General features: G+C 68.1%; 23 protein-coding genes. 10 read left to right on the top strand and 13 right to left on the bottom strand.

Translation table 11 applies throughout. The features are described from left to right. Positions 1–8: 8 nt before the first annotated feature. Positions 9–350, bottom strand: a complete 342-nt coding sequence (locus ABE464_RS08765; protein ID WP_313211186.1) for a hypothetical protein — start codon at positions 348–350, stop codon at positions 9–11. A 208-nt stretch (positions 351–558) separates the two neighbouring features. Between ABE464_RS08765 and ABE464_RS08760 the strand changes: the two genes are divergently transcribed. The 3 genes from ABE464_RS08760 to ABE464_RS08750 all read left to right on the top strand — a co-directional run bounded on the left by ABE464_RS08760 (position 559) and on the right by ABE464_RS08750 (position 4,193). Further along, complete coding sequence (locus tag ABE464_RS08760) at positions 559–1,680, top strand: SDR family oxidoreductase (protein WP_346471624.1); 1,122 nt, start codon at positions 559–561, stop codon at positions 1,678–1,680. Between the two features lie 284 nt (positions 1,681–1,964). Further along, on the top strand, positions 1,965–2,351 hold the full coding sequence (locus ABE464_RS08755) for a BlaI/MecI/CopY family transcriptional regulator (protein ID WP_346468083.1): 387 nt from the start codon (positions 1,965–1,967) through the stop codon (positions 2,349–2,351). 15 nt (positions 2,352–2,366) lie between these two features. Beyond that, positions 2,367–4,193, top strand: coding sequence for a M56 family metallopeptidase (locus tag ABE464_RS08750; protein ID WP_346471623.1), 1,827 nt, complete (start codon positions 2,367–2,369; stop codon positions 4,191–4,193). A gap of 53 nt (positions 4,194–4,246) precedes the next feature. Here ABE464_RS08750 and ABE464_RS08745 read toward each other — a convergent pair whose 3' ends face one another. Genes ABE464_RS08745 through ABE464_RS08735 form a run of 3 tightly spaced genes read right to left on the bottom strand, consistent with a single transcriptional unit; the run spans position 4,247 to position 8,220 of the window. Then, positions 4,247–4,582: an I78 family peptidase inhibitor gene (locus tag ABE464_RS08745; RefSeq protein ID WP_346471622.1), complete on the bottom strand. Its 336-nt coding sequence runs from the start codon at positions 4,580–4,582 to the stop codon at positions 4,247–4,249. A gap of 48 nt (positions 4,583–4,630) precedes the next feature. Continuing rightward, the gene (locus ABE464_RS08740) at positions 4,631–5,743 is read right to left on the bottom strand and encodes a ribonuclease H-like domain-containing protein (protein ID WP_346471621.1); all 1,113 of its coding nucleotides are present in this window, start codon (positions 5,741–5,743) and stop codon (positions 4,631–4,633) included. Next, positions 5,740–8,220: a DEAD/DEAH box helicase gene (locus tag ABE464_RS08735; protein ID WP_346471620.1), complete on the bottom strand. Its 2,481-nt coding sequence runs from the start codon at positions 8,218–8,220 to the stop codon at positions 5,740–5,742. Before ABE464_RS08735 ends, ABE464_RS08740 begins: the two co-directional genes overlap by 4 nt. A 145-nt stretch (positions 8,221–8,365) precedes the next feature. On the opposite strand from ABE464_RS08735, the gene ABE464_RS08730 reads away from it, so the two are divergent. From ABE464_RS08730 to ABE464_RS08715, 4 genes are all read left to right on the top strand, one after another. Then, positions 8,366–8,872: a hypothetical protein gene (locus ABE464_RS08730; RefSeq protein WP_346471619.1), complete on the top strand. Its 507-nt coding sequence runs from the start codon at positions 8,366–8,368 to the stop codon at positions 8,870–8,872. A gap of 166 nt (positions 8,873–9,038) precedes the next feature. After that, positions 9,039–9,767, top strand: coding sequence for a hypothetical protein (locus ABE464_RS08725; RefSeq protein ID WP_346471618.1), 729 nt, complete (start codon positions 9,039–9,041; stop codon positions 9,765–9,767). 9 nt (positions 9,768–9,776) lie between these two features. After that, the gene (locus ABE464_RS08720) at positions 9,777–10,277 is read left to right on the top strand and encodes a sigma-70 family RNA polymerase sigma factor (protein WP_346471617.1); all 501 of its coding nucleotides are present in this window, start codon (positions 9,777–9,779) and stop codon (positions 10,275–10,277) included. Continuing rightward, a complete protein-coding gene (locus ABE464_RS08715) occupies positions 10,274–10,885 on the top strand; it encodes a hypothetical protein (RefSeq protein WP_346471616.1) in 612 nt (203 codons plus the stop codon). Before ABE464_RS08720 ends, ABE464_RS08715 begins: the two co-directional genes overlap by 4 nt. A 35-nt stretch (positions 10,886–10,920) precedes the next feature. Here ABE464_RS08715 and ABE464_RS08710 read toward each other — a convergent pair whose 3' ends face one another. The 9 genes from ABE464_RS08710 to ABE464_RS08670 all read right to left on the bottom strand — a co-directional run bounded on the left by ABE464_RS08710 (position 10,921) and on the right by ABE464_RS08670 (position 23,492). Next, positions 10,921–12,750: a hypothetical protein gene (locus ABE464_RS08710; RefSeq protein ID WP_346471615.1), complete on the bottom strand. Its 1,830-nt coding sequence runs from the start codon at positions 12,748–12,750 to the stop codon at positions 10,921–10,923. Continuing rightward, positions 12,747–14,909 carry a hypothetical protein gene (locus ABE464_RS08705; RefSeq protein WP_346471614.1) on the bottom strand — a complete coding sequence of 721 codons (2,163 nt, stop codon included), beginning with the start codon at positions 14,907–14,909 and terminating at the stop codon, positions 12,747–12,749. The genes ABE464_RS08710 and ABE464_RS08705 overlap by 4 nt, the downstream gene beginning before the upstream one ends. After that, a complete protein-coding gene (locus tag ABE464_RS08700; RefSeq protein ID WP_346471613.1) occupies positions 14,906–16,024 on the bottom strand; it encodes a BatA domain-containing protein in 1,119 nt (372 codons plus the stop codon). The genes ABE464_RS08705 and ABE464_RS08700 overlap by 4 nt, the downstream gene beginning before the upstream one ends. Next, positions 16,021–16,917, bottom strand: coding sequence for a DUF58 domain-containing protein (locus ABE464_RS08695; RefSeq protein WP_346471612.1), 897 nt, complete (start codon positions 16,915–16,917; stop codon positions 16,021–16,023). The genes ABE464_RS08700 and ABE464_RS08695 overlap by 4 nt, the downstream gene beginning before the upstream one ends. A 10-nt stretch (positions 16,918–16,927) precedes the next feature. Beyond that, positions 16,928–17,911, bottom strand: coding sequence for a MoxR family ATPase (locus tag ABE464_RS08690; RefSeq protein ID WP_346471611.1), 984 nt, complete (start codon positions 17,909–17,911; stop codon positions 16,928–16,930). A gap of 61 nt (positions 17,912–17,972) precedes the next feature. Next, positions 17,973–18,674: a DUF4159 domain-containing protein gene (locus ABE464_RS08685; protein ID WP_346471610.1), complete on the bottom strand. Its 702-nt coding sequence runs from the start codon at positions 18,672–18,674 to the stop codon at positions 17,973–17,975. A gap of 67 nt (positions 18,675–18,741) precedes the next feature. Continuing rightward, positions 18,742–20,076, bottom strand: a complete 1,335-nt coding sequence (locus ABE464_RS08680) for a TldD/PmbA family protein (RefSeq protein ID WP_346471609.1) — start codon at positions 20,074–20,076, stop codon at positions 18,742–18,744. Between the two features lie 20 nt (positions 20,077–20,096). Next, a complete protein-coding gene (locus ABE464_RS08675; protein WP_346471608.1) occupies positions 20,097–21,731 on the bottom strand; it encodes a TldD/PmbA family protein in 1,635 nt (544 codons plus the stop codon). Between the two features lie 132 nt (positions 21,732–21,863). After that, entirely contained in the window at positions 21,864–23,492 is a 1,629-nt protein-coding gene (locus tag ABE464_RS08670) for a TldD/PmbA family protein (RefSeq protein WP_346471607.1), read from the bottom strand. Between the two features lie 144 nt (positions 23,493–23,636). On the opposite strand from ABE464_RS08670, the gene ABE464_RS08665 reads away from it, so the two are divergent. From ABE464_RS08665 to ABE464_RS08655, 3 genes are all read left to right on the top strand, one after another. Further along, positions 23,637–24,260: a DUF938 domain-containing protein gene (locus ABE464_RS08665; protein WP_346471606.1), complete on the top strand. Its 624-nt coding sequence runs from the start codon at positions 23,637–23,639 to the stop codon at positions 24,258–24,260. A 92-nt stretch (positions 24,261–24,352) separates the two neighbouring features. Next, positions 24,353–24,991, top strand: a complete 639-nt coding sequence (locus ABE464_RS08660; protein WP_346471605.1) for a tetratricopeptide repeat protein — start codon at positions 24,353–24,355, stop codon at positions 24,989–24,991. Positions 24,992–25,101: 110 nt separating this feature from the next. Further along, on the top strand, positions 25,102–26,034 hold the full coding sequence (locus ABE464_RS08655) for an AEC family transporter (RefSeq protein WP_346471604.1): 933 nt from the start codon (positions 25,102–25,104) through the stop codon (positions 26,032–26,034). The last annotated feature ends 23 nt before the right edge of the window (positions 26,035–26,057 follow it).

Here is a 26,057-nt window from a genome sequence, read left to right as displayed (position 1 = left end):
CGCAGCGGTCAGCCGCAGTAGAGGGCGGTGATGTTGTTGGTACGACCGGTTTCGATGGTCAGCCGTTCGCCGCCCTGCTCTGCACCCGGGGTGGGATTGGCCGCGCCACTGGCAGTGGCGCCACTGGCGGCACGCTCGCTGCGCACGACGATGACCTGCAGGCTGTCACTGTCCACGCGGGCGCGCTCGACCGTGGCTTGCGATGCCGCCAGGCCCACGGCGCCGCGGACCTTGTCCACGTGGCACTGGCCGGAAATGACGCCGTCGATCGGCTGGACCTGCGCGACAGGGGTGCTGCTGCAGGCGGACAAAGCAAGGACGGCCACAGCCGCGGACAGGTAACGAAGCATGCGACGCACTCCATGGGAATTACGCTCAGGGTGCATCGGTGGCCGTATGCGGCGCATGAATCTCTACACGGTGTGGGCACGCTCCATTCACCGTCCTTGGCCGCCGGGTTGAGCATAGTGGAGCTGCGCATTTCCACGGCGGCCACCGCCGCGACGAACAAGCGCCCGCGTGGAATCCACGCATCTGATCCGGCAACAGGAGTCGAACATGGCCACGGCCAACACCCGTAAGACCACCAAGACCCCCACCTCCCGCAAGCGTCCGCGCCCGGCGGAGGCGGCTGCTGCGGCGGCCGAACCGCGCACCCGCACCCCGGTCGTCAAAACCGCGACCCGCAAGGCCGCCGCCACCGATCCGCGCGCTGCGCGCGTGGCCGCCCGTCAGCGCCGTCTGCAGGACCAGGAGAAGGCCAAGGACGCGCGTGCGGCGAAGAAGGCTGCCACGTCCAAGACCAAGAAGGCCACCCAGGCCGGCACCCGTCGCCAGCCGGAAAAAATGCCGGCCGAGCAGCTGGCCAAGCCCGGCAACGAACACGAGATGCAGCTGGCCCCGCGCTTCCTCGCACCGGACTATCGGGGCAGCGGCAAGCTCAAGGGCAAGCGCGCCATCATCACCGGTGCCGACTCCGGCATCGGCCGCGCGGTGGCGGTGCTGTTCGCCCGCGAAGGGGCGGATGTGGCGGTGCTGCACCTGGATGAAAAGAAGGACGCGAAGATCACCCGCGAGCACGTCGAGCAGGAAGGCGCGCGCTGTGTGGTGATCGCTGGCGACGTGCGCGATCCGGCGTTCTGCAACAAGGCCGTCAAACAGGTCGTCAAAGCATTCGGCGGTGTCGACATCCTGGTCAACAACGCGGCCTTCCAGCTGCATTGCGACCGTTTGGAAGACCTTGAGGACGAGCACCTGCAGGAAACCCTGCAGACCAACATCGGCGGGTACATCCAGATGGCGCGCGCGGTACTGCCACACTTGGGCGAAGGCGCCAGCATCATCAACACCGGCTCGGAGACCGGCCTGTTCGGCAGCAAATCGCTGGTGGACTATTCGGCGACCAAGGGCGCGATCCATGCCTTCACCAAGGCACTGGCCAGCCAGTTGCTGCCGCGTGGCATCCGGGTCAATGCGGTTGCGCCGGGCCCGGTCTGGACCCCGCTCAATCCGGCCGACAAGAAGGCGGCGGATGTGGCCGAGTTCGGCCAGGACAGCGACATGGGGCGGCCAGCGCAGCCGGAAGAAGTGTCGCCGGCCTATGTATTCCTCGCTTCCCCGATCACTGCCAGCTACATCAGCGGCGTGATCCTGCCGGTCATGGGTGGGCCGCGCGGCTGACTGACGGCATCTTGCCGAGAGGGACCACCGAGGAACACCTCGGTGGTCCCCATCCGTACCGAGGCCCGATGGCGTGAGCATGCCGCCATGGCCCTCCGCCTTTCGGCGTCCATCTCCCCGTCCATCCTCATCCCCATCTCCATCTGCAGATTGACCACGCAGCCGCAGGCGCATGGCCAGCGGCCGACCGCAGCTGACCGTTCGTCGGCACGCACCCTCCGGCACTTGACGACATCTGTAGTCACTGGCACGGTAGCGACACGTGTAGTCATAGGGAGTGCGCCATGCGCGGCAAGACCATCGGGGACCAGGAACTGGCCCTGCTGCAGTACATCGCGGAACAGGACCGCCCCAGTGTCGGCGAAGTCGCCGCCGGGTTCGGTGAGCCGCGCGGGCTGGCGCGCTCCACCGTGCTGACCATGATGGAGCGCCTGCGCGCCAAGTCGTACCTGAGCCGCAAGCAGGTGGACGGCGTCTACCGCTATGTCACCACCAGCGGCCAGGACAGCGTGGTACAGGGCGCTGTGGCCAGCTTCGTGGAGAAGACGCTGCAGGGCTCGGTGTCGCCGTTCGTGGCGTTCATGTCGCACAAGGTGGACGTCAGCGATCAGGAACTGGCCGAGCTGGAAGCGCTGGTCGCACAGTTGCAGTCACGCAAGCGGGAGGGCTGAGCGATGGACATGATGATGAGTGAAATGCTGATGCGGCTGGGCTGGACCAGCGTGCAGAGTGCGGTGCTGGTGGCGCTGGTGTGGGGCGTGTGCCGGCTGCTGCCGCAGCTGCCTGCCGCCACCCGCTGCCGGTTGTGGTGGCTGGTGGCCGCACAGGCCGTGCTGGGTCTTGTCTGGAGCAGCCCGCTGGAACTGGCGGTGCTGCCGGCGCCGGCGGCGGTGACGGCGCTGGCGTTGCCCGCGTTCGACGCCGCCGTGCAGGCCACGCCGGTCACGTATGCCGCCGATGTGGTGGAGACGGCGACGATGACAGCGTCCTGGCCCATGGTGTTGCTGGCCCTGTGGGGCGCCGGTGTGCTGCTGATGCTGGTGCACAGCCTGCGCGGTTACCGCGCCAGCCGCGCGCTGGTTCGCAGCGCCACCGAGTGCACCGATGCCGGCCTGCAGCAGGCGCTGCAGTTGGCCGCCGAAGCGCATGGCCTGCGGCGCTCACCGCGGCTGAAGCTGTCCGCGCAGATCCATTCGCCGCAGCTGATAGGCCCGTGGCGGCCCGTTCTGCTGCTGCCGGCCCGCGAACTGCCGACGATGTCGGCGGACGATCTGGACATGGCGCTGACCCATGAGCTGATCCACCTGCAGCGCCGTGACCTGTGGTGGGGACTGCTGCCAGCGCTGTCCCAGCATCTGTTCTTCTTCCACCCGCTGGTCCACGTGGCGGCCCGCGAGTATTCGTTGGCGCGCGAAGAGGCCTGCGATGGTGCGGTGGTGGCCGGGCATGATCATTGCCGCCATGACTACGGCCGCCTGCTGGTGCAATTGGGGGTTGCGCCGCGTCCTGCCGTCGGCGTGGCCAGCGCCTCGCCGAACCTGCGCAGCCTCAAGCGCCGGCTGCTGACGCTGCAGCAGACCCGCAGCGTGCCGCGTGTGGCCTCGCTGGCGATCACCGCGCTGTTCGTGGTGATTGGCGTTGCGCCGTTGCGTCTGGTGGCGGCCCCGCCCCAGGCACCGCTTGCACCCGCCGCGCCGACCCCACCGGCCCCGCTGCCTGCTCCTGCCCCGCGTCCGGCACCGGTGCCGACGCCCGAACCTGTTCCGGCACCTGAGCCTGTTCCGGCCCCGGAGCCCCCCGCTGCACCGCATGCGCCGGAGCCGCCCAAGGATCTGGATGACGGTATGTCCTTCGTCACCCACGGTCAGCTCAACATCAGCCGGCAGCCTGCGCAGGCCTTCGTGTTGATCGGCGGCGAGAGCAATTTCGTCGATGCCTCCGTCGCCGACCTCAAACAGGCCCGACGCGATGCCGGCAACGATCAACCGACCTTGTGGGTCCGCCGAGGCCAGGACCGCTATCTGATCCGCGATCCCGCCGTGCTCAAGGCGCTGGGACACGCCCAGACGGAAGTGGCCGCGCTCGGAACCGCACAGGCCGAGCTGGGCAACCGCCAAGCGGTGATCGGCCGACAGATCGCGGCGGCATCGCTGCAGGTCACGGCCGATGCCATGGCGTCGGTAGATGTGAGCGCCGTGGTCAACAACGCCATCCGTGATGCCGGGCTTGATGCCGCTGTGGAAGCCGATCGGGCGGCCCGCCAGGATGCTCGCCAGTCACGTGCAGCTGCCTCCGCTGCCAGCCAGGCCGCACGCGAAGCACGTACCGCTTCGGCCAGGGCCGTGGACGCCCGCCAGATTGCCCTGGTGGCGCGTGAGCAGGCTGAACTGGGCAAGGAACAGGCGCGCCTGGCACAGCAGCAGAGTGTGGCCTCGGCGCGTGCCGTGCGCGACGTGAGGGCCGCGATCGATCAGGCGCTGGCCAGCGGCAAGGCGCAGCGCGTACGCAACTGATCGGTACATGCCAGCCACGGCGGCCTGCGTGCCAGGCCGCCGGTTGCAACCGATCACCCGCAGTTGGCGCGCACGATCCTGTTCTGTTCGTCCACTTCGATGCTGAGCCGGTCTTCGCGGTAATCCATGGTCATCGCCATGCCCGGCTTGAGTACACGGGCATTGCGGGCACCGCTGTCCTTCACGGCCTTCTGGATGACCGCCTCGGTGGCGGTCTTCCCGGTCAGCCCGGTGAGCGTTTCCGGATCGCACTGACCCCCGCTGCCGGCCACCGCGGGTGGGGCCGTCGAGGTCGGGCTGTCAGCCGGCGGTGCGGCGGTCTTGCCCGGATGACTGCAGGCGGCCAGCGGCAAAGCACAGCCCAAGGCGAACAGAAGGTTCAGACGCATGCGGTGGTCCTCCCACGGTAAGTACCCGCAGTGTCCGTGGGTCGGCCTTCACACCGCGTCAATGGCCTGCAGGGCCAACGTCTCCCGGTCGCGCTGTTCCTCAGCCACCAGCCGCCGCATCAGCAAGGCCAGCGTCACCACGTCCTGGTGGTTGTGCTCGGCCACCCGGCGCAGGTTCACCGCACTGCCGCCACGCAGATAGTTCAACCACGCGGCCGGCGCTTCCGAGCCGGGCAGGTCGTCCTCGCGCACGATCTGCAGCAGCTGCCGCTCGATCGTGGCCAGCCGGCAGTTCTCCCAGGTGCCGCGATAGCGGCGGCGCGTCGGGAACAGCAGGTCGACGTGATCCAGCGGGGTGATCGGGCAGCGCTGCCGGGCCAGCCGATAGCGCGTCTTGAGCAGCGGGGCGTCGTAGCAGCGCCCGTTGTAGCTGGAAAACACCGTGCTCGGCTGCAGCCACCCGGCGAACTCACGCAGCATCGCGGTTTCCGCGGCCATCGTCGTCATCAGCAGCTGGCGGATGCGCAGGCCGTCGCCGCGCTCGGGATGGGTGTGCCAGTCCGCGGCACCGATCATGAAGGCGCGCGTACCGGTGCCGCCGGCCAGGCCGGTGGTTTCGGTATCGAAGAACAGCAGGTCCTGCGGCTGCACCTGCTCGCCCTCTCGCTTGGCGAAAGCCAGCGACAACGGTTCGGTCGGAATGGCCTGGGTGACGAACGATTCAATCAGGAACAGGCCCGGCGCGATTTCCTCACCCGGCACATGGCGGTCCTTGGCGTTCTCACGCGGGGTGGCCGTGCTGATGCTGCGATCGCGCAGCCCGAGCAGACGGCGCAGGCCGCCGATCTCGGGTCTGCGCAGCGCCGGCGCGGGAGCAGGAACGGCGGAAACTGCCGGTGTGGTCTCGCGTGCGGCGGCACCCGTTGGTTTGTGGCGGATCTCCTGCTCGACCCAGCCGAAGACGGAGGCGGGTGCGGGTTTACGCGCACGCGCATCGTTGGCTGCGGCAGGGAGTGGGGCGCTGCCCGTGTCGCCGGGAGCGCCTGTGTCAGCGGCAGCGGATCCGTGCCCAGGGGCGACGGCCGGACCAGAGGCAGGCGCCGCCGTCGCATCACCAGCCTGCCGGCGCAGCAGGCGCAGCTTGTCCAGGCTCAGGCTCACGGCGTCACCACCTCGGCGATACGGCGCTCCTGCTCTTCAGCAGACGGCAGCGCGGCGCTGTCGAACAGATCCAGCACCTTCAACGCCAGCGCCTTGGGCGTGGTGGCATCGTCCTCTTGGCCGGCCAGCACCGGGCCCACGCAGGCCGGGCAACCGGCCTTGCAGTCACAGCCCTGCACCAGCTCGCGCGCGCGCAGCAGCAGTTCGGCCTGGCGCATCCACAGCGGTTCGCTCAGGCCCACACCGCCGGGGAAGTTGTCGTACAGATATACCGTGGGCACGAACTGCTGCTGCAGCTCGATCGCGCTGGCATCGAACTCGGCACCACGCAGCTGCCCGCGGCCGCTCTGGTCGGCCACCGCGAACCACGCGCCGTCACCATTGCCCACGGCCTTCTGCAGATCGCGTGCATCGGCCATCACCGCCACCGTGGCGACGATGTGCAGTGCGTAGGCCGCGCCGAGGAAGCCGTCCAGCGCCTCCTGCTTGCTGTCGAACGCAGTCAGCAGCAGCGCCTGCGGCAACTGCCACCACACCGCGGTGGTGTGCAGCTCCTGGTCGGGCAGGTTGACCGGGCCGTAGCCGATGTTCTCGTGTGTGTAATAGCGGATCTTCTTGTAGCCGGCCACGCGGCGCACCACGTGCACCTCGCCGTGGTGGGAATCGCCCCGCCCGGCGAGGCAGCCGTCGAAGCGGTCCAGCACCTTGAGCTTGGTGAAGTCGATGCTGTCGGTGTAGTAGTCCACGTGGGTACGGGTGACGTAGGCCTTGCGGCCTTCCCAGTCCAGCCGCTCCACCTGGTAGGGGGTGGACTGCACCATGTGGATGGCACCCTCATACAGCGTCAGCGCGGCGGCGGAGTAATCCACCTCGGCGATGATCTGCTGCTTGCCGTCGCTGCGGTCCACCACCACGAAGTTGCCATCGGCGACCGAGCGCAGGCTGACCGCATTGGCCGGATAACTGTCCGCGATCCACTCCCAGCGGTCACCTTCGCGATGCACCACCTCGGTCTCGGCCAGTGCTTCGAGGAACACCAGCGGATCGATCGGACCGAACGGATCGCCGGCCAGGAACGGCAGCTCGAAGGCGGCGCAGCGGATGTGATCGAACAGGATCAGCGGCTGGTCCGGCGCGGTACGCGCATGCTCGGGCGAGGCCTCGGCGAAGAAGTCCGGATGGCGCACCACGTATTGATCCAGCGGCTGCGAGCTGGCCACCATCACGCCCAGTGCGGGCTGCTGGCGCCGACCGGCGCGGCCGAAACGCTGCCACGTCGCGGCGACGCTGCCCGGATAGCCGTTGAGGATGACCACGTCCAGGCTGCCGATATCCACACCCAGCTCCAGCGCCGAGGTGCTGACGATGCCGTCGATCTGCCCAGACCGCATCGCGCGTTCGGTCTCGCGCCGCTCGGTGGGCAGATAACCGCCGCGGTAGGCGCGGATGCGCGCCGGCTTGCGAGGGTCGTGGTCGAAGATGTCCTTGAGGTACTTGGTCAGCACTTCGACCATCAGCCGGCTCTGCGCGAAGATCAGCGTCTTCAGCCCGGATTTGATTGCGATGCGGGCGATGCGGTTGCTCTGCGAGCGCGCCGAGGCGCGCAGGCCGAGATCGGCATTGACCACGGGCGGGTTCCACAGCAACACGTGCTTGGGCCCGCTGGGCGCACCGGATTCGGTGATCGCGGTGACCGGCGCTTCGATCAATGCCTCGGCATGCGCCTGCGGGTTGCCGATGGTGGCCGAGCACAGGATGAACTGCGGCTCCACCCCGTAGAACGCGCAGATCCGCTTGAGCCGGCGCAGCACGTTGGTGACGTGGCTGCCGAACACGCCGCGATAGGTATGTACCTCATCGATCACCACGTAACGCAGGTTCTCGAAGAACTGCGCCCACTTGGTGTGATGCGGCAGGATCGCCTGGTGCAGCATGTCCGGGTTGGAGACCACGATGTCGCCGTGCAGGCGGATCGCCTGGCGCGCATCGCCCGGCGTATCCCCATCGAAGGTGAAGGCCTTGACCCCCAGATCGCCGGCGCGATTGAGTTCCAGCAGCTCGGCCACCTGATCCTGGGCCAGCGCCTTGGTCGGGAACAGGTACAGCGCCTTGGCCTTGCCCTGCATGGCGGCACTGACCACCGGCAGGGTGTAGCACAGCGACTTGCCGCTGGCGGTCGGGGTCACGATGGCCACATGTTCGCCGCGCTGGCTGGCCTCCCAGGCCTGGGCCTGGTGGCTGTACAGCTGCTCGATGCCGCGCGCCTTCAGTGCGTTGACCAGCGCATCGGGCACATCGGCTGGAATCGGCGCGTACTGGCCCTGGCGGGCGGGAATCGTGAAGCTGCCGGTGATGCGGTCGTTGTAGCGGCGCTGCAGGCGCGCGGTCAGCAGCGCGCCATCGCGCGAGGGCAGCCCATCGGTGGTGGCGAGGTTGCGCTCGGCGTCCTCGGTGCGCTTGGCGAGTTCGTAAGCCATGGTCACAACGGTCTGCAAAGGACGCTATGGAAACATGACCGCGTCTCAATGTCTGAGACATTGCGCTGCGCCGGGGTGAATGGTTCAGTGCGCACCGGCGTTTTCTGGACAGCTGCCAGCAACGAAATCTGAAGGCGGCATCCGTATGCTTGAGGGAGCCCGCACACACAAGGATGGCGCCGCAGTGGCATTACGTGGACACCAAGGTGCAGTTCTGCTGGCCAGCCTGCTGCTGGCCGCCGGCGCACAGGCCCAGCAGGCCGATCCACCTGCAGTCGTGGAACCACCGCCCGCGCCAACGCAGGGCGATGTCACCACATTGGGCGAGGTGCGTGCGCTCAAGCCCGATGATGAGCCGCTGGACCTGTACCGTTTCAAGAATCCGGTACAGGTGCAGCCCAACCGCTTCAGCCGCACCTGGAGCGAGCCGCCATCGCCTGAGCAGGTCAGCATGAGCGGTGGCTATCTGATGATGGGCATCAACAAGGGATTGGCCGCCGCCGCGCAGGGCGTGAACAAACTTACCGGCGGACCCGACCAGATCCAGTCCGCGACGGCCCGCCCACCGCCGGAGCTGACCGACGAAGAGCAGCGTCGTGCACAGGAGGTATGCGCGCAGCAGGGTGGGTGCCTGGCGCCGCCGGAGCGTTGAGCGACAGCTACACACGCAGTAGGCCACCGAAGATGGCCTGGGAGACGGGATAACGTCGGACCGCGAGCGTGTGTATGGGCGGGATCGGTCGGGATCGTGGATGGCCTGTCAGGTTTTCCACGTGCGGACGGTCTTCTAAAGGACGCACGCCCACATGGAGAGCCGCATGCTTACCCCTGACACCGTTCTGCCGTCACCTCACGCAGGCACCTGGTCCGCCCGTCGTCTGTGGCACTGGTCGGCCGCAGCCTGGCGCATGTACCGGCAGGCGCCGATACGCTGGATCGGGCTGTCCCTGGTGCCGATGGCGATCGAACTCGTCCTGCAGGTGTCCATTCCGGTGGCCGGCGTGGTGCTGTCCAAGTTCGTTGTGCCGATCGCGTCGGTCTGGTGTCTGATCGTGCTCGACCAGCGCGTGCGCAGCGGTCGCTTCGCCATGAGGCAAGGCATGGCCCGGATGTTCAGGCTGCGTGGCCGTCTGCTGCAGTTGGCGGTGTTGTCAGCGAGTGTGTTCGCCTTTCAGATGGGCGTGCTGTGGATGTGGGCCGGACCGTCGGTAGCGCTCGGCGTGGCGACGTCAGATCCGGCGGTGGTCACCCAGCTGACCCGCCTGCAGTTGGCCACCATCTTCGCTGCGGGGACGCTGCCGGGCATGCTGCTGTTCTTCACCGTGCCGCGGGTGGTGCTGGACCGGGTGGGCGTGGCGGAGGCATTGCGTGAGAACCTGCGCCTGCTGGCTGCAGGTTGGCGGCCGCTTGCGGTGTACCTTGCGCTATCGATCCTGCTGGTTGGCAGCGTGGTGTTCCAGCCGTGGTTGCTGCTGCCGTTGCTGCAGCTGGGGTATGTGGGCTACTGGGCCTACCGCGATGCGTTCGATTCCGTTGCCGTTGATTGAGCCGATTCTTTGTCGCCGCTGATATCCGACGAAATCCCGACCCTCCTTCGTGAGCACTGGCCGATGCTGAGCCGGCTGGCGTCCAGCTACACGCGCGACAGCGCACGTCGCGACGACCTGCTTCAGGAGATCAGCATCGCGGTATGGCATGCGCTCCCGCGCTGGCGTGGCGACGGCTCGTTGCGTGCCTTCGTCGCACGTGTTGCCCACAACCGCTGCGTCGATGTATTCGCCAAGGAGCAGCGCCTGTCTGCCAGTGATCTGGATGAGACCTGGCCCGATCCGCATGCCGATCCGCTGCGCCATGCCGAAGCACAACAGCAGCGCGACGGCCTGTTGACTGCGGTTCTCAGCCTGCCACTCGGCTACCGGCAGGTGGTGTCCCTCGCTTTGGAAGGATTCGCCCACCGCGAAATTTCTGAAGCGCTGGGGCTGGAAGAGAATGCCGTCGCGCAGCGGTTGAGCCGCGCCAGGCGAATGCTGCGAGATCTGATGGGAGCTTCGCGATGACCGCGATCAACGACGAGAACACGGGGTGGGATGCACTGGTGACCCGCTGGCAGGCCCAGCCCAGCGAGGTGCCCGATGTGCAGGCACTTCAACGCGAGGTGCATCGCCGGAGCCGCCGCCTGCGCATGGTCTGGAGCATCGAGGTGGTCCTGGCAGTACTGTCGCTTGCCAACTGCGTCCGGGCATTGTCACTGGGCGAGCGACTGCCTGTGCCCGCTGGACTGGTGTGGTTCCTGATCGGGCTGATCATCGCCATGACGGGCTGGACGCTGTGGCAACGCCGACGCCAGTGGCGCGCGAAGGCACTCGATGCCCGCGCGCTGATGGCGTTCGAAGCTGAGCGCTCACGCACGGCGCTTCGCATCTGGCGCGTGTCGACATGGGTGAGTGTGGTGCTGTGGACGGCGATGACGCTCTGGGCATTGTTCACGGCGCAGGGGCGGATGCCGATGGTGCAGGTTGCACCCCCTGCGGCATGGGGTTTGAACATCGTGGTCAATGCCGTCGTGGTAGGAGTGTTCGCGGTCGCAGCCTGGGTGGTGTGCCGCCGACACCGGCAGCGACTGCAGCGGTGGCAGTCACTGGAGCGGATGATGGACGTTGACTGAGTTCAGCAGGTGGCATCGCTGACACCCTTGAGGTATCACCGTGCCGGGGCTGCCACCCGTCGCCGTTCCACCCACCACAACAGTCCTGCCGCCAGCACGAAGGCCAGCAGCCACGGCCACCGCGCACCCGGCGTCTCGACCATGCCGGCCGCTGCGGCGCCGCCGGTGGCCAGACGCTGCGCGGTCGCGTCGCGCAGCTGCTGCCGATACAGCGGCCGCGCATTCGCCGGATCGAAAACGTAGAACGCGTGGCGGCCTTCGCCCTGCTGCAGCTGATGCCAGCCCGGCTGGTTCGGCCAGTAGCCGGCGCAGTGTTCGGCACCGCTGGCCGGGTCAACCCGAAGCGGAATCAGCGTGCCATCCGGTGCCCGCACCTGTGCCGAGTCCCGAAGCTGACACAGCGCCACGCGCTCGCCGGCCCAGTGTGGGGGGGGCTCGATGCGTGGCGCGTCTGCGGCGGGAAGGGCGCGCGCCACGCTGGCCAGCACGCCGCTCCACAGCTCGGCGTGGCGATCATCGCGACCGGCCAGCACCAGTCGATAGCTGTCGGTGACCGGCAGCAGCGCAACGCGGCCGCGTCCGAGGGCGCGATAGCCACCGACGGCCATGCCCTTGTCATCGTGCAGCAGGGGTGTCGCCTCGGCCGCCTGTAGTGTCAGCCGTTCCAGCACTGGCATTGCGGCCTGATGTGAGGCGGTGTCGGCCTCCTCGATGTAGGCGGTGGTGTCCGCTGCGGGTCGTTGTGGGCCACGACGTGCCTGCAGCAACGCGGCGTCGGCATCGGCCGGCAGCGACAGGGGCGCGGCCTGGTTGCCGCCGGTGATGGAGAGTCCCCAACTGCGCAGCGTCTGGCGGGCGCCATCGCCGAGCGGGCCGCCGGTGCGGACGAGCACGCCCAACCCGTTGCGGACCGCCTGCTGGAGCGTGCTGCGCTGGCCGGCCGACAGCGCGGCGAGGCTGCGCTCATCCAGCAGCACCACATCGGTCTGCGCCAACGTGGCGGCCGTGAGGGCGATCGGTGCATCGCCGAGCGATACCCCGCCGCCCGCGTTGGCCTGCGCCTGCACGCGCAGCCCGGCATCGGTGGCCCAGCGGCGCAGGTACTTCAGCTCCGGCCCCGGTGCGCCGGCCAGGATCAGCAGGCGCGTGGCCGGCGCCGCGGCCGTATCCACAGGCAAGGTGAGTGTGTCGAGCACATGCTGTTCGCCATCCAGCAGCCGCAGGCGGAAGGTGCTCTGTCCGGTGACGCGGGCCACACCGGTGAGCCGCACAGTGCCATCGGCATCGGGCGTGCCCCTGTCGATGACCAGCCCGGCGGGATCCATCAGCTCGGCGCGCGCGTCGGAATCGCCTTGAGCGCGCGCGCTGACGGTGAACACCGCACCGGGCGCAGTGACGGCCGGCGGCTGCAGCGCAACCCACCCCTGCGGCGCGGCGGGGGCTGCCACGCGGACGTTGCGAGGCAGCGCGACGTCGCGATCACGGGCGGGCAGACCATCGCCGATCAACCGAAGCGACGTGCTGCCCGGATGCTGTCGCAGCGCGGTAGCGAGATCGGGTGCGCGCAGGGCGTCGCGAGCATTCGGCGCCTCTGGCAGCGCAACCACGGTCTCCCCCGGCTCGGCCGACCAGCGCACCTGATCGGCCCCTGCCGTCAGCACGGTGAGCTGACCACCGGCGACGCGCTGCGTCGGTGGCACCAGCGTCAGGTAGAGCAGGGTCGTCACGGCGGCCTGCAACAGCAGCAGGCTGACGAACACGCCGCGCGTGCGCGCCGGTCCACGCCACTGCTGCCAGCACAGACGCGCGCTGGCCAGCAGCAGCGTTGCGAGCAGCGCGATCAGGATCCAGCGCGGTTCGCTCATGGTGTGGCCTCCAGTGCATCCAGGTAGCGCTGACCCATGGCATCGGGTGCGTTGCGCCGGGGGACCTGCGGCAGTGGCCGCAGCAGGGCGCGCCACAGCTGCGCGCGCAGGGCCTGATGGCAGTCGGCGCAGTCCGGTGCGATGCGCAGTTCCTCGATGGTGGCGGCCAGGCTCAGCGGGTCCGGCAGGCGCGCTTCATTGCGCCGCAGCCACTGGGTCAGTGCGTCCAGATCGGGCGCGCTGGCGGGATCGGCAAGCTGCTGCCAGACCGCCACGATGGCCTGGTCCGGGGCGTCCAGCGCACGCAGCGGCAGCGTGCGGCTGGCCAGGTCGGCACGATCGCCGGTCATGCGCCGGCTTTCATCGATCGGTGGCAGCTCCGGGCCGACCCGCGCCAGATAGATGCGCTCGGCCTGCTGCACTTCCTTGATGAAGCCCAGTGCCTTGTAGGCGTAGGGCAGGGCGCGCTCCGGCTGGCCCTGGCGCAGCTCGCCCTCCGACGACCACATCTGATCCAGCGCCGCCTTCAGCGTGGCGCGCGTCTTGGGATCGAGCAGGGTGGCGGCCTCGGCGTGATCGTGGGTATGGCCATACTCAGACAGCACATCCGTGGCGCTGCCGAACACAGCGGCGGTGCCGTCGGTCGGCGCCCCATGGTCGTGATCGTCGTGACCGGCCTGGGCCTGCGCAGGCTCGCCATCGTGATCATGATCGTCGTGCGTGCTGGCCGGGACGTCACTGGTCGGCAAGGTATCGCTGGTCGGCGGCGGCTTGGCTCCGCCTTCGCTCTCCTCGCCGAGGAACTGGCCATAGCGCAGGCGCAGGATGCGCTGGTCCACGCCGATCGCATCAGCGCGTTTGACGAATTCCTCGGCCGGCAGCTTGCCGCGCAGTTTGATCAGCGCTTCGGCGTCGATGATGATCTGGCGCTGGCTGCGGAAGTAGGCCGGGAGGGTCTTCTTGACCATGCCTTCCATGTCGGTGCCCTGGATCTCCGCGGCGCTGGGCAGGCGCAGGATCACGCTGCTGCTCTGGGCGCTCTGCGCGGTGGGCGTGTGGGTATCGCGCACTGTCAGCTGCGCGATCACATCGTTGCCTTCGGTGGCGCCCAGCGCGGCCAGGTCGAGCGTGCGGGCGAAGCGTCGCTGCGTCGCCGGCCCGGTGCCGGACAGGCTGAAGGTCTGCTCGCGGAAGGTGATGTTCTCACCACTGCCCTGGGCCAGGGTGACCTTCAACTGGGCGGTGGCGACCACACCGTAGTCGTCGGTGGCCTCGAACTGCAGCGGCCACTGGCGCTGGCCGGGCGTGCCCAGCACCAGACTGCGGTCCGGGGCGATCACGCGGACGACCGGTGGGCGATCGGGCACCACATCGAGCCGGTACAGCCGGGTGTCGCGCAGGGCAGGTTCGGTGACCACGCGGTACAGCGCCGGACGTGTCGCGGTCCATTGTGCGGTCCACTGGTCGCCATTGCGCTGCAAGGCGATGCGCTGGCCATCGTGGAACTGCAGGGCAGCCGTCTGCGGCTGCGCGGTGAAGCGCAGCGACCACTGCAGGCGGCTGTCCTGCGCGACCTTGCCATCCAGCGCGTTCTGCACGCGCGCGGCCTGGCCGGTGTAAGCCGGGGCGGTGATCTCCAGCCGCGTCGAACGCAGCTGCGGCGGCTGTGCCGGAGTGGCCGGCGGCGCCGCGGCACCGGGAAACAGCGGCGCAGCGTTCTGACCCCGCGGCCAGCCGAACGCCAGCGCCATCACCACCAGCGATATCACCGCCGATGCCAGCACCCAACGGCCTGGCCAGCGGGGTCGCAGCTCGGGCAGACGCGACTGCACTGCCGCCTCGACATGCGCGCGCTGACGCTGCTGCAGCGGATTCAACGCCTCCGGTGCGGCGAATAGAAGATCGGCACTGTCCTGCGCGACCGGGTGTTCGTCCAGACGGCGAATGAGCCACTGGCGATCCAGCCGGCGTGCGCGCCCGGTCGCCAGCCCGACGCTGATCAGCAATGCCAGCAGCAGCACCACCGTGAAGGCGTTGAACCCTGCGATCCGCCACGTCACCGCACTCAGCGCCAGCGCGAGCGGTACGGCCAGCGCGGTGGTGACCCACCACTGTCGCCGGCGTGCACGTTGCCAGCCGCGCTGGAGGGTGGGGCTCATGCGCCCGCTCCGCGGCGCGGCGACGTCGCCATCGCGCGCTCCACCGCGAACAGCAGCACGATCAGCGCCAGCAGCCAAGGGGCCAGCTCACGCGGCGTGGGCATTGGCGCCGAAGCACCACGCAACGGCAGCTGTGTGGCCGCAGGGGCGAGGGTGGGGGCGGCCTGGGCCACGATCGCCGCCAGCAACTGGCGCGGGAAGCCGGGTTCGCGCAACGCCGGCAGATCCGTCGGCGAGAGCGCGGCGGTGAAGCGCAGCAGACGGCCGGTTCCTTCAGGACGGTATTCCAGCAGTACCGCACCCTGTGCATCGCGCAGGGCCGGCGTCCAACCGGCACCGGCAGCCTCGGGCCCGACCAGCACGCTGCCACCCTGTTGCACCCACGCCTGCCAGACGCTGGGCAACAGCCCAGCAGCGAGCCACACGCCCAGCTGGCCATCATCCGGAGCGGTGGCTGCGACGCGCGCAGGCGACAGGGGCTGGTTCGACCATGCGCGCTGGATCGCTGCCATTACACGCTGCTCGCCCTCGGCGATGTCGCCGCCGATCTGCAGCACGGGAACTGCCGCCGCGCGCGCGCTCGGCGGCGCCAAGGGCACCGGCCGCCAGGTCACGGCCCGCGACAGCCGCGGGCGTTCGCCATCCAGCCCGGGCATCGGGTCGGGCACGTATACCGTCAGCGGTGCACCGGCCGGCAGGCGCTGATCCAGCTCGCGCAGCAGGCTGGCCAAGGGCTGTGGAGACACCGGGGCGGCACCGGCAAGTGCCGGGAAGCCCGCTGCAAGCCAGCGCCAGTCGCCCATGGTGTCCTCGCCACGCAGGGCGGTGGCATCCAGACCGGGGGCGACCACGGTGACCGAGTGGGTGTCGGCCGCGCCACCGCGCAGCACCGGGCGCGCCAGCAGCAGGGCCAGCGCAGCGAGCAGCAGCAGCCGCACCAGCAGCAGCGGCCACTCGTCGAAACGCACGCGCTGACGCGGCCGGATCCTGGCCCGCAGCCAGCGCAGCGCAGCGAAATCGAGCGGTGCGTACTGGTGGCGCCGCGCCAGGTGGATCAACAGCGGTACCAGCCAGGCCGCCAGAGCGAGCAGGCCGAGCGGGAACAACAGGCTCATGCGCCACTCCCGGTGCCGAGCAGCGCACGCAATGGCTGATCCAGCGGCTGGTCGAGATAGCCGGTGGTGTGCACGATGCCGCTGCTCTGCAAGCGCGCCTGCAACGCTCGCTGCGCCACGTCGAAGCGGGCGAGATAGTCTTCGCGGATCGCGCGGCCATCGCCCAGCAGTTCTTCGCCGGTCTCCGGATCGCGGAAGCGGTGACCCTCGGTGAACGGAAAATCGCGTTCCTCGGCGGTCAGCAGCTGCAGATGCAGCACCTCGCGCCGCGCGGCTGCCAGCCGTTCCAGCAGGACGATGCCTGCCTCGTCAAACCCATCGCCCAGTGCCACCAGCAGATCACCGGCCTGCACGCGTTCCCAGATCGGCGCCAGCGAGGTTACCGGCGGCCAGGTGCCACTGGCCTGCAGCTGGCGCAGCAGCAGGTGGACGCGATCACGCTGGCGCGGGCCTTGCCCGGCGGGCACCAGCTGCACGCCGCCACCGTTGACCACGATGACGCCAAAACGGTCGCCCTGCTGCAGGGCCAGCTCGACCAGGCAGGCGGCGGTGGCGCAGCCGTGGTCCAGCCGCGACCAGTCCGGTCGTGCACGGTCGCTCTGGCCGGCCGAGGCGGTCGCATCGATCAGCACCCAGGCAGTGATCGGGCTCTCGCGCTCGGACTCGCGCACGAAGAACCGGTCCGAGCGCGCGTAAAGCTTCCAGTCGATCTGGCGCAGCTCATCACCGGGCTCGTAGGCACGGTACTGCGCGAATTCCAACCCGGCACCGCGGCTGCGGCTGGCGTGCTGGCCGATCCCGTGCGCGCCGCGCGCACGACGCGGCAGCAGCCGCAGCGCCTTCAGGCGGCTGCGGACATCGGCGGGAATCGCGATCGGTGCGTTGCGGCTCACGGCGTGTGGATCACCCCGGGAACGGCACGGCCTGCAGCAGCGCGGCGACCACGTCGTCGGCGCTCTTCTGCTCGGCTTCGGCAGCAAACGACAGCAGCAGCCGATGACGCATCACCGGCGCGGCCAGCGCCTGCACGTCTTCGCGCGTGGCGGCGAAACGGCCCTGCAACAGGGCACGCGCCTTGGCCGCCAGCACCAGCGACTGCCCGGCACGCGGGCCGGCACCCCATTTGATCCATTGGTTCACCGCTGCCGGTGCATCGCTGCCGGGACGGCTGGCCCGCACCAGGCGCGTGATCCAGGTCAGCACATCCTCGCTGATGTGGACCTGGCGCACGGCGTCCTGCAGCGCCAGCACGTCCTCGGCGTCCATCACTTTGGGCACGCTGCCACTGGCGCTGCCGGTGGTCTGCAGCAGGATGTCGCGCTCTTCCTGCTCGGTGGGATAGTCCACCCGCACATGCAGCAGGAAGCGGTCGAGCTGGGCTTCGGGCAGCGGGTAGGTACCGGCCTGCTCGATGGGGTTCTGCGTGGCCAGCACGAAGAACGGTGCCGGCAACGCATAGGTGGTGCCGGCGTAGCTGACGGTGCGTTCCTGCATCGCCTCCAGCAGCGCGGCCTGGGTCTTGGGCGGGGTACGGTTGAGTTCGTCGGCCAGCAGCAGGTTGGTGAAGATCGGGCCCTTCTGGAAGCGGAAGTGACGGTGGCCGGTGCCGTGGTCCTCTTCCAGCAGTTCGGTGCCAAGGATGTCGCTGGGCATCAGATCGGGCGTGAACTGCACGCGCCGGAACTGCAGCTCCAAGGCCTGGCCAAGCGAGCGCACGAGCAGGGTCTTGCCCAGCCCGGGGGCACCTTCGAGCAGGCAGTGGCCGCCGGCCAGCAGGCCGATCAGCAGCTGCTCGACCACCGCGTGCTGGCCGACCACGGCCTGGGCCAGCGCGCCGCGCAGCTGCTGCAGCTTGGGAAGAAGGGCATCAAGGCGGTCGGTCGTCATAAGGCACTCGCAGGATCGGCGTAGAGCCACGCCATGCGTGGCTGAAAAAGCAGGAAGAAGCTCAACTGTTCAACGCATACATCACGATGTTGACGGCGAAGCGGGTGTTGTCTTCGGCCAGGAAGCGCTTGTTGCGCCAGTCGTAGTCCCACTCGCACCCGTAATCCTTGTTGCTGTAGAGCACGCCGAGGCGGCCATCGATCTCGATGCCCTTGAGGTAATCGTGGACCAGATCATCGCCCCAGCCATTGAGCTCGAACCCGGTGGCGGGCGGGCCCTCGGGGAAGCGGAAGAAACTGCGGTACAGCGCATGGGTGTTGGGCAGCTTGTTCAGCGCCTTGGGCCCGAACAGCTTGGCCATCTGAGCTTCGAAGGACGTCGCGAACAGACCATCGATATCGTGGTTGCAGTCGTCGACGAACACGAAGCCGCCGTTGCGCACGTAACGCACGAAGTTCCGCCGTTCGGCGGCGTTGAATTCGACCAGCTTGTGCCCGGCCAGGTAGCAGAACGGCGCCTCCAGCATGCGCGGATCGGACAGTGCGATCACATGTTCGGTCGGGTCCACGCGCAGGGAGGTGTAATCGATCAGCGAGGTGATCACGTTGGACGGCATGCGCGCGTCCACGTCCCAGTCGCCGGAGTCGTACTTGAGGCGGGTGAACCAGAAGTCATAGCGCCCGGCCTGGGCGCGTGCCGGCGCGGGCAATGCCGCGAAGGCGGCACTGCCCAGCATCAGGCGCAGGAACTGTGCACGGTTCATCGCCGCGCACGTTCCCGGGAGTCACCGGCCAGACGGGGAGACGGCCAGTGGCCGTCACGACCGTGCATCAGACGGCGTCGGACAACGAAGTGAAGGTGAAATCGCGCAGCTTCATCGGCGGGATCATCATCACCAGGCTGGACTCGTCACCGGCCACACGCACCGGCTTGCCCAGTTCTTCAATGTTGTTGAGCATGATCACCGGCGATTCGTTGAAGCGGAAGTTCTTCACCGGGTGCTTGATCTGGCCGTTCTCGATGTAGAAGGTGCCATCGCGGGTCAAGCCGGTCAGCAGCACGGTCTGCGGGTCCACCATGCGGATGTACCAGGTGCGGGTGACCAGGATGCCCTTCTGGGTGCCACGCACCAGCTCGGCGGTGCTCTTGTCGCCACCGGCCATCAGCAGGTTGCCCGGCCGCGCGTTGGCGGTCTTGCCCTGCTTCTGCGCCCAGAAGCGCGAGTAGTTGAGGTTGGCGATCTTGCCGTCCTTGATGATGTCCAGCTTCTCGCGCGGCTGACCTTCGTTGTCCCACGGCAGCACGGCGGCATCGGCATGCCACGGGTCGGCCACCATGTTCACGCGCGGGTCGTAGACCTGTTCGCCCAGCTTGTTGCCACCGCCCTTCCTGGAAAGGAAGCTGCGGCCTTCATCGGCCGAGCGCGCATCGAAGAAGTTCATCATGAAGCTGATCAGGCCGGCCGCGGCTGCCGGCTCCAGGATCACCGTGTACTTGCCCGGCTCCAGTGCCTTGGCTTCGGCCGATTCGGTGGCCTTGCGCATGGCGATGCGGATGTCCTGGTCGGCCTTGAAATCGGCGGCATCCTTGAGGTTGCGGCCGACCCAGCCCGAGCCGCGGCCATCTTCGGTGCGCACGGTGCAGGTGTAATCGAAGTTGGTGCCGCGCTGGTAACCGAAGTTGCCGTTGCTGTTGGCCGTGGCCTGGAAGCTCTGGCCGTCCTCCAGGAAGCCGGCGGCGATCAGGCCGTTGCCGCGGCAGGGCGCGATCGAGTCGGCGGCGACCTTGGCGCGGAAGGCCGGGTCGATCGCCGCGGTGGATTCGCTGAAGGTCGGGCTGGGCCGGTAGGTCTGCTTGCCGATGGCGGGCAGGAACTCCGGGTTCTCCGGGGCCAGGCGGGCCAGATCTTCGGCACGGCGTACCACGCGTTCCAGCGCGGCGTCGTCGAACTCGTTGATCGAGGCGGTGCCGACGCGCTTGCCGAAGGCGACCGTCACGGCCAGTTCGGTGTTGTCGACGATGCCGCTGGTGGAGACGTTGTTGAGCGCGAAACGGATGTTGCCGTCGATCGAGCCGGCCAGCACGGCAGTGCACTCATCGGCCTTGGAGAGCGCGATGACCTTGTCGAGGATGGCCTTGGCCTGGGCTTCGGTGAAGATACTCATGGATTGGGGCTCCTGACCGGTCAGCCGAGGCTGCGCGCGGTGTTGATGACGTTGATGCCGTTGAAGCGCGCGGTGGACGAACCGTGCGAGACCGCCGAGACCTGGCCGGGCTGGCCCTTGCCGTCGAAGAACGAACCGCCCAAGCGGTAGTCGCTTTCATCGGCCACGGCGGTGCAGGCGTTCCAGAACTCCGGCGTGCGGATCTGGTAGGCCACGTCCTCGAGCATGCGGGTGATCTGGCCGTTCTTGATTTCATAGAACAGCTGGCCACCGAACTGCGCGTTGTAGCGCTGCTGATCGATGGAGAACGAGCCGTCGCCGATGATGTAGATACCGTTCTCGACGTCCTTGACCATGTCGGCCACGCTCAGCTTGGTCTTGCCCGGCGCCATCGAGACATTGGCCATGCGCTGGAACTGCACGCTGGACCACGAATCGGCATAGCAGCAGCCGTCGGATTCGGTCTTGCCCAGGATATGGGCCTGGTCGCGGATGGTCTGGTAATCCACCAGCTTGCCCTCGCTGATGAGGTCCCAGCGCTTGGTCTTGACGCCTTCATCGTCGTAGCCGACCGCACCGAGGCTGCCCGGCTGGGTCTTGTCGGCGAAGATGTTGACCTTGTCGCTGCCGTACTGGAAATGCTGCTCGCGCTTGTCCAGCGTGGCGAAGCTGGTGCCGGCGTAGTTGGCTTCGTAGCCGAGCACGCGGTCCAGTTCCAGCGGATGGCCGACCGACTCGTGGATGGTCAGCCAGGTGTGCGAGGGATCCAGGATCAGGTCGTACTTGCCCGGCTTCACCGACGGTGCCTTGAGCTTTTCCTGCGCCTGCTTGGCCGCGGCGATCGCATCGGCCTTCATGTCGTAGGAGTTGCGGTAGTTGACCACGCCGTTGGGCGAGACCGCCTTGCCGGTGCCCGCGCCATCGAGGTACTCGTAGCCCAGGCCCATCGGCGAGGACAGCCCGGAGCGGGTGCGGAACTTGCCGGTGCTCTTGTCGATGGCCGTGACCGTCATCGGTGCCCAGATGCGGTGCACGTCCTGGTCGATGTAGGAGCCATCGGTGGAGGCGAAGTACTTCTGCTCGTTGACCAGGAACAGCATCGAGTTGACGAAGCTGGCGCCGGCGCCCATCGCGCCTGCATTGACGTCCAGCAGCAGCTCGACCTTCTCCTTGATCGGCACGTCCATCGCATTCTTGCGGATCGGCGTGCGCCAGGACACTTCACCCACGCCGGGCGCGGCAGCCAACTGCACCGGTGCGGTCTGCACGCCGGCGTTGGCCTTGGCGATCGCGGCGGCCTGCTGCGCGGCACGCGCCACATCGGTGGTGCCCAGCTGGTTGGTGGCGGCAAAGCCCCAGGCGCCGTTGACGATCACGCGGATGCCCACACCGGTCGATTCGGTGTTCACCACGTTCTGGACCTTGTCCTCGCGGGTGATCACGTACTGGCGCAGGTAGCGGCCGATACGCACATCGCAGTACGTCGCGCCGGCCTGGCGCGCGGCGGCCAGGGCGGCATCGGCCAGGCGCTTCTTCAGCGCCGGATCGAGTGCGCTCTGCAGCTGTTCGGCGGCAATGACCTTGCCGAAGAACGACGGCACGATCAGTCCGCCAGCGGTAAGCCCGGTCAGGGCGAGAAAGTCACGTCTTTGCAAGGCAGCTCTCCACGTCGGTGTGGGGGTGGCAGGGAAACAGCGACATCAGGGGGACCGCCGCGGCGGCACAGCCGATTCTTGCGGCCATGCGGGCGCCGCGGTAGTGACATTCGGCACGGAGCAGGGACAGGCTCATCCCAGGCTGCGTGCGGTGTTGATGATGTTGATGCCATCAAAGCGCGTGGTCGACGAGCCATGCGAGACCGCCGAGACCTGGCCCGGCTGGCCCTTGCCATCGAAGAACGAACCGCCGAAGCGGAAATCACGCTCGTCGCAGATCGCGCTGCAGGCATTCCAGAACTCGGGCGTGCGGATCTGGTAGGCGGCGTCTTCGACCATGCCGGTGATCTCACCGTTCTTGATCTGGTAGTACAGCTGCCCACCGAACTGCGCGTTGAAGCGCTGCTGGTCGATGGAGTACGAGCCGCGGCCGTGGATGTAGATGCCGTTCTCCACGTTCTTGACCATCTCGGCCACGCTCAGCGGGGCCTTGCCCGGCGCCAGCGACACGTTGGCCATGCGCTGGAACTGCACGCTGGACCACGAATCGGCGTAGCTGCAGCCGTGACTCTCCTTCTCGCCAAGGATATGCACCTCGTCGCGGGTGGCCTGGTAGTTGACCAGGATGCCGTCCTTGACCAGATCCCAGCGCTTGGTCTTGACCCCTTCATCGTCGTAGCCCACTGCGCCCAGGCTGCCCGGGGCGGTCTTGTCGGCGAAGAAGTTGACGATCTCGCTGCCCCAGCGGAAGCCCGCATCGCGCTTGTCCAGCGTGGCGAAACTGGTACCGGCGTAGTTGGCTTCATAGCCGAGCACGCGGTCCAGTTCCAGCGGGTGGCCGACGTTTTCGTGGATGGTCAGAAACAGATTGGACGGGTCCAGCACCAGGTCGTACTTGCCCGGCTTGACCGACGGCGCCTTGAGCTTTTCGCGGGCCTGCCGGGCCGCGGCGATGGCATCTTCCACCGGGTCATAGGAGTCGCGGTAGGCCACCACGCCACCGGGCAGCGCGATCTTGCCGCGCGCCTCGCCATCCAGGAATTCGTAGCCCATGCCCATCGGCGAGGACAGGCCCGCGCGGGTGCGGAACTTGCCGCTGGCCTTGTCGATCGCGGTGGCGGTGAAGGGCAGCCAGATGCGGTGCACGTCCTGGTCGATGAAGGAGCCATCGCTGGAGGCGAAGAACTTCTGCTCGTTGACCAGGAACAGGGTGGAGTTGATGAAGTCGGCGCCGGCATTGAGCGCGGCCGCATTCAGCGACAGCAGCATGTCGACCTTGTCCTTGATCGGCACCGCCATCGCGTTCTTGCGGATCGGCGTCTTCCAGCTCACATCGCCCACCCCGGTGACCGGCGCCAGTTGCACCGGACGGGTCTGGATGCCGGCGTTGGCGCGGGCGATCGCCGCGGCCTGCTCGACCGTGGCCAGCACCGCCGCCGGAGTCTGCAGATGGGTCGCGGCGAATCCCCAGGCACCGTTGACGATCACCCGGATGCCAATGCCCGAGGACTCGCTGTTGGTGACGTTCTGGACGTTGGCCTCGCGGGTGATGACCGCCTGGTTGAGATAGCGGCCGATGCGCACATCGCAGTAACTGGCGCCGGCGCGTTTGGCGGCGGCGAGCGCGGCCTCGGCCAGTGCCTTCTGGCGGCCCACATCGCCCGGCTCGAGCAGTTGCTCGGCGGCGATCAGCCGACCGTGCGGCAGTACCAGGCCAGCCAGGCCCATTCCAGACAGCGCTAGGAACTCACGACGTTGCACAGCTCACATCCCCCAAAGACGGCCGACGGCGCGAAGGCCGACGGCGTTGGACAAGCCTTCGACTTTCAACGCCATGACAGGGTGGCACAAGTGACTGCGGTCATGGTTGGATGGACATCGATTCCCTGCCGATGTGACATTCCCATGAGTGAGATGCGCTGGTCCGAGGCCTGTGAGCGCAACCGCGCACCGATCCTGGCGGTGCTGCAGCGCCACCTTGCCACGCGCGAGCGGGTGCTGGAGATCGGCAGCGGCACGGGCCAGCACGCGGAGTACTTCGCGGCGGCACTGCCCCATCTGCACTGGCAGGCCAGTGACCATCCGGACCATCTGCCGGGCATCACTGCGCGGCTGCAGGCCGCTGCCCTGCCCAATACCCCGGCACCGTGGCCCTTGCAGGCGGTGCTGTCGCCGGCGCCGGGGCTGGCTCCGTTGCCCACTGCGCCGCTGGCGTTCGATGCGGTGTTCAGCGCCAACACGCTGCACATCATGAGCTGGGCACATGTGCAGGCGCTGTTCGCCGGGCTGCCCGCGGTCATGGCCGACGACGCGGTGCTCTGTGTCTATGGTCCGTTCAACGCCCAGGGTCAGTACACCAGCGAGAGCAACCGGCAGTTCGATGGGTGGCTGAAGGCACGCGACCCGGCGTCAGGCATCCGCGATGCCGAAGCGGTGGATGCGCTGGCGGCCGGGGTGGGCCTGGTGCTGATCGAAGATGCCGCGATGCCGGCCAACAACCGGCTGCGGGTCTGGCGGCGCACCGGCTAGGTCCGGCCGTGGGTCGGCGGCGCTTGGTGCCGGGCGCGTCCTGCGGTTAGGATCAGGAGGGGAGGTTGTTGTGACAACCTGGGGGAGTTTGCATGGCAGTTGCAAGACAGATGCTGGCCAGCCTGGCGCTGGCTGTAGGGGCTTGTGTGTTCAACGCGTCGGCGCAATCGCTGCCGGCGGTGCAGGAGTTCTACTTCGACAACGACGCGGCCGCTGCGCCGATGGTGGTGGTGGCGGGCAGCAGTGGGGATCTGGTCGACCAGTTGATGAAGCAGCGCGAGCGCGGCCGCAAGACGCTGGAAGCGACCGTCCAACTGGCCGGCGTGGCCATCGCGCAGGGGCGACCGGAGCTGGGCCGCAGCCTGTACGAGCAGGCGACTGCGACGGCGACGGCCAACTCGGTACAGGGCCGCTCGGTCCGCTGGAACTACGGCTGGGACCTGTTCCGGCTGGGCGAGCCCGAGGCGGCGCTGGCACACTGGTCGGCGGCCCAGAGCGGGCTGCGTGGCAACCCGTCGTGGGTGCCACCCACGTATGCCCTGGCCTTGTGGACACTGGGCCGCAAGAATGAAGCAGTGCAGTGGTATGCCGCGGCGGTACGCACCGAGCCGCAGCAGTGGAGTGGTACAGACCGCTACGCCGCCCTGTTGCCGGGCTGGCGCGACAGCGAACGCGCCACGCTCGCCGAGATCCAGCAGGCGTGGGCGGAAAAGCCGCCGGCCTGGCCGTGACCGCGCGGGCCTGCCCGGGTAAGTGGGCAGGCCCGGCGCATGCCGGGGAAGGATCGTGCTTCGACCATCGTCGGGGCGGCGGTCGCGGCCGGGTGGGCTAGGCTGTCGGGATGGCTTTCGATGCATTCGCGCTGATCCTGACCATGCTCGGCCTGGGCATGGCCTTTTCGCGCCTGCGCGCGCTGCCGGACAACACCGCCGATGTGCTCAACCGCATCGTGCTGTACGTCTGCCTGCCCGCGGCGGTGCTGATCTATGTCCCCCGGCTGCATCTGGATGTCAGCCTGATCGGGCTGGTCGCCACCCCGTGGCTGTTGATGCTGTGCACGCTCGCCTTGGTGAGCCTGGCGACGCGCATCTTCGGCTTCGCCCGCGATGTGCATGCCGTGCTGTTGATCTGCGTGGCGCTGGCCAACTCCAGCTTCATCGGCTACCCGATGGTGCGCGCACTGCTGGGCGATCACGCACTGCCGTACGCGGTGGTCTACGACCAGTTCGGCACCTTCGTGCTGCTGTCCACGTTCGGTCTGTATGTGATCGCGCGCTACAGCGGCGATACGCCGCCGACCGCCGCGCAGATCCTGCTGCGGATCGCGAGGTTCCCGCCGCTGTGGGCGTTGCTGTTCGCGTTGACCCTGATGCCTGAGCAGCCGCCGGTCTGGATCGGCACCGGGCTGAAGCAGCTGGCCGATGCGATGCTGCCGCTGGTGATGCTGGCGGTGGGATTCTCCATCCAGCTGCGCCTGCCCTTGGACGAGCTCAAGCCGCTGGGGGTCGGGTTGCTGCTCAAGCTGCTGGTGATGCCGGCCCTGGCACTGCCGATCTCCTGGGCATTCGGGCTGCAGGGGACGATGCTGCAGGCCAATGTGCTGGAGTCGGCGATGCCGACCATGATCACTGCCGCCGCGCTGGCGATGTCACATCGCCTGGCCCCGCGCCTGGCGGCAGCGCTGGTCGGCTACGGCATCCTGCTGTCGCTGGTGACGCTGCCCGCGTGGGTGTGGGTGCTGCAGCGCGGGGCCGGTCTTCATGGGCCGCCATGATCCGGTAGCCGACCAACGGTCGG

It is taken from the genome of Stenotrophomonas sp. TWI587 (assembly GCF_039674145.1).
Classification (GTDB): Bacteria; Pseudomonadota; Gammaproteobacteria; order Xanthomonadales; family Xanthomonadaceae; genus Stenotrophomonas; species Stenotrophomonas maltophilia_AY.
Note: the sequence above shows the minus strand (reverse complement) of the source record. Positions and strands in the feature narration are given on the sequence as shown.

Bases quoted from the DNA above. Each gene is read 5' to 3' on its own strand.
- ABE464_RS08705 (WP_346471614.1), bottom strand. From the start codon at position 14,909: ATGAGCCCCACCCTCCAGCGCGGCTGGCAACGTGCACGCCGGCGACAG.
- ABE464_RS08730 (WP_346471619.1), top strand. From the start codon at position 8,366: ATGCTTGAGGGAGCCCGCACACACAAGGATGGCGCCGCAGTGGCATTA.
- ABE464_RS08710 (WP_346471615.1), bottom strand. From the start codon at position 12,750: ATGAGCGAACCGCGCTGGATCCTGATCGCGCTGCTCGCAACGCTGCTG.
- ABE464_RS08745 (WP_346471622.1), bottom strand. From the start codon at position 4,582: ATGCGTCTGAACCTTCTGTTCGCCTTGGGCTGTGCTTTGCCGCTGGCC.
- ABE464_RS08760 (WP_346471624.1), top strand. From the start codon at position 559: ATGGCCACGGCCAACACCCGTAAGACCACCAAGACCCCCACCTCCCGC.
- ABE464_RS08690 (WP_346471611.1), bottom strand. From the start codon at position 17,911: ATGACGACCGACCGCCTTGATGCCCTTCTTCCCAAGCTGCAGCAGCTG.
- ABE464_RS08700 (WP_346471613.1), bottom strand. From the start codon at position 16,024: ATGAGCCTGTTGTTCCCGCTCGGCCTGCTCGCTCTGGCGGCCTGGCTG.
- ABE464_RS08685 (WP_346471610.1), bottom strand. From the start codon at position 18,674: ATGAACCGTGCACAGTTCCTGCGCCTGATGCTGGGCAGTGCCGCCTTC.
- ABE464_RS08750 (WP_346471623.1), top strand. From the start codon at position 2,367: ATGAGTGAAATGCTGATGCGGCTGGGCTGGACCAGCGTGCAGAGTGCG.
- ABE464_RS08665 (WP_346471606.1), top strand. From the start codon at position 23,637: ATGAGTGAGATGCGCTGGTCCGAGGCCTGTGAGCGCAACCGCGCACCG.
- ABE464_RS08725 (WP_346471618.1), top strand. From the start codon at position 9,039: ATGCTTACCCCTGACACCGTTCTGCCGTCACCTCACGCAGGCACCTGG.
- ABE464_RS08755 (WP_346468083.1), top strand. From the start codon at position 1,965: ATGCGCGGCAAGACCATCGGGGACCAGGAACTGGCCCTGCTGCAGTAC.
- ABE464_RS08765 (WP_313211186.1), bottom strand. From the start codon at position 350: ATGCTTCGTTACCTGTCCGCGGCTGTGGCCGTCCTTGCTTTGTCCGCC.
- ABE464_RS08680 (WP_346471609.1), bottom strand. From the start codon at position 20,076: ATGAGTATCTTCACCGAAGCCCAGGCCAAGGCCATCCTCGACAAGGTC.
- ABE464_RS08655 (WP_346471604.1), top strand. From the start codon at position 25,102: ATGGCTTTCGATGCATTCGCGCTGATCCTGACCATGCTCGGCCTGGGC.
- ABE464_RS08660 (WP_346471605.1), top strand. From the start codon at position 24,353: ATGGCAGTTGCAAGACAGATGCTGGCCAGCCTGGCGCTGGCTGTAGGG.
- ABE464_RS08715 (WP_346471616.1), top strand. From the start codon at position 10,274: ATGACCGCGATCAACGACGAGAACACGGGGTGGGATGCACTGGTGACC.
- ABE464_RS08735 (WP_346471620.1), bottom strand. From the start codon at position 8,220: ATGGCTTACGAACTCGCCAAGCGCACCGAGGACGCCGAGCGCAACCTC.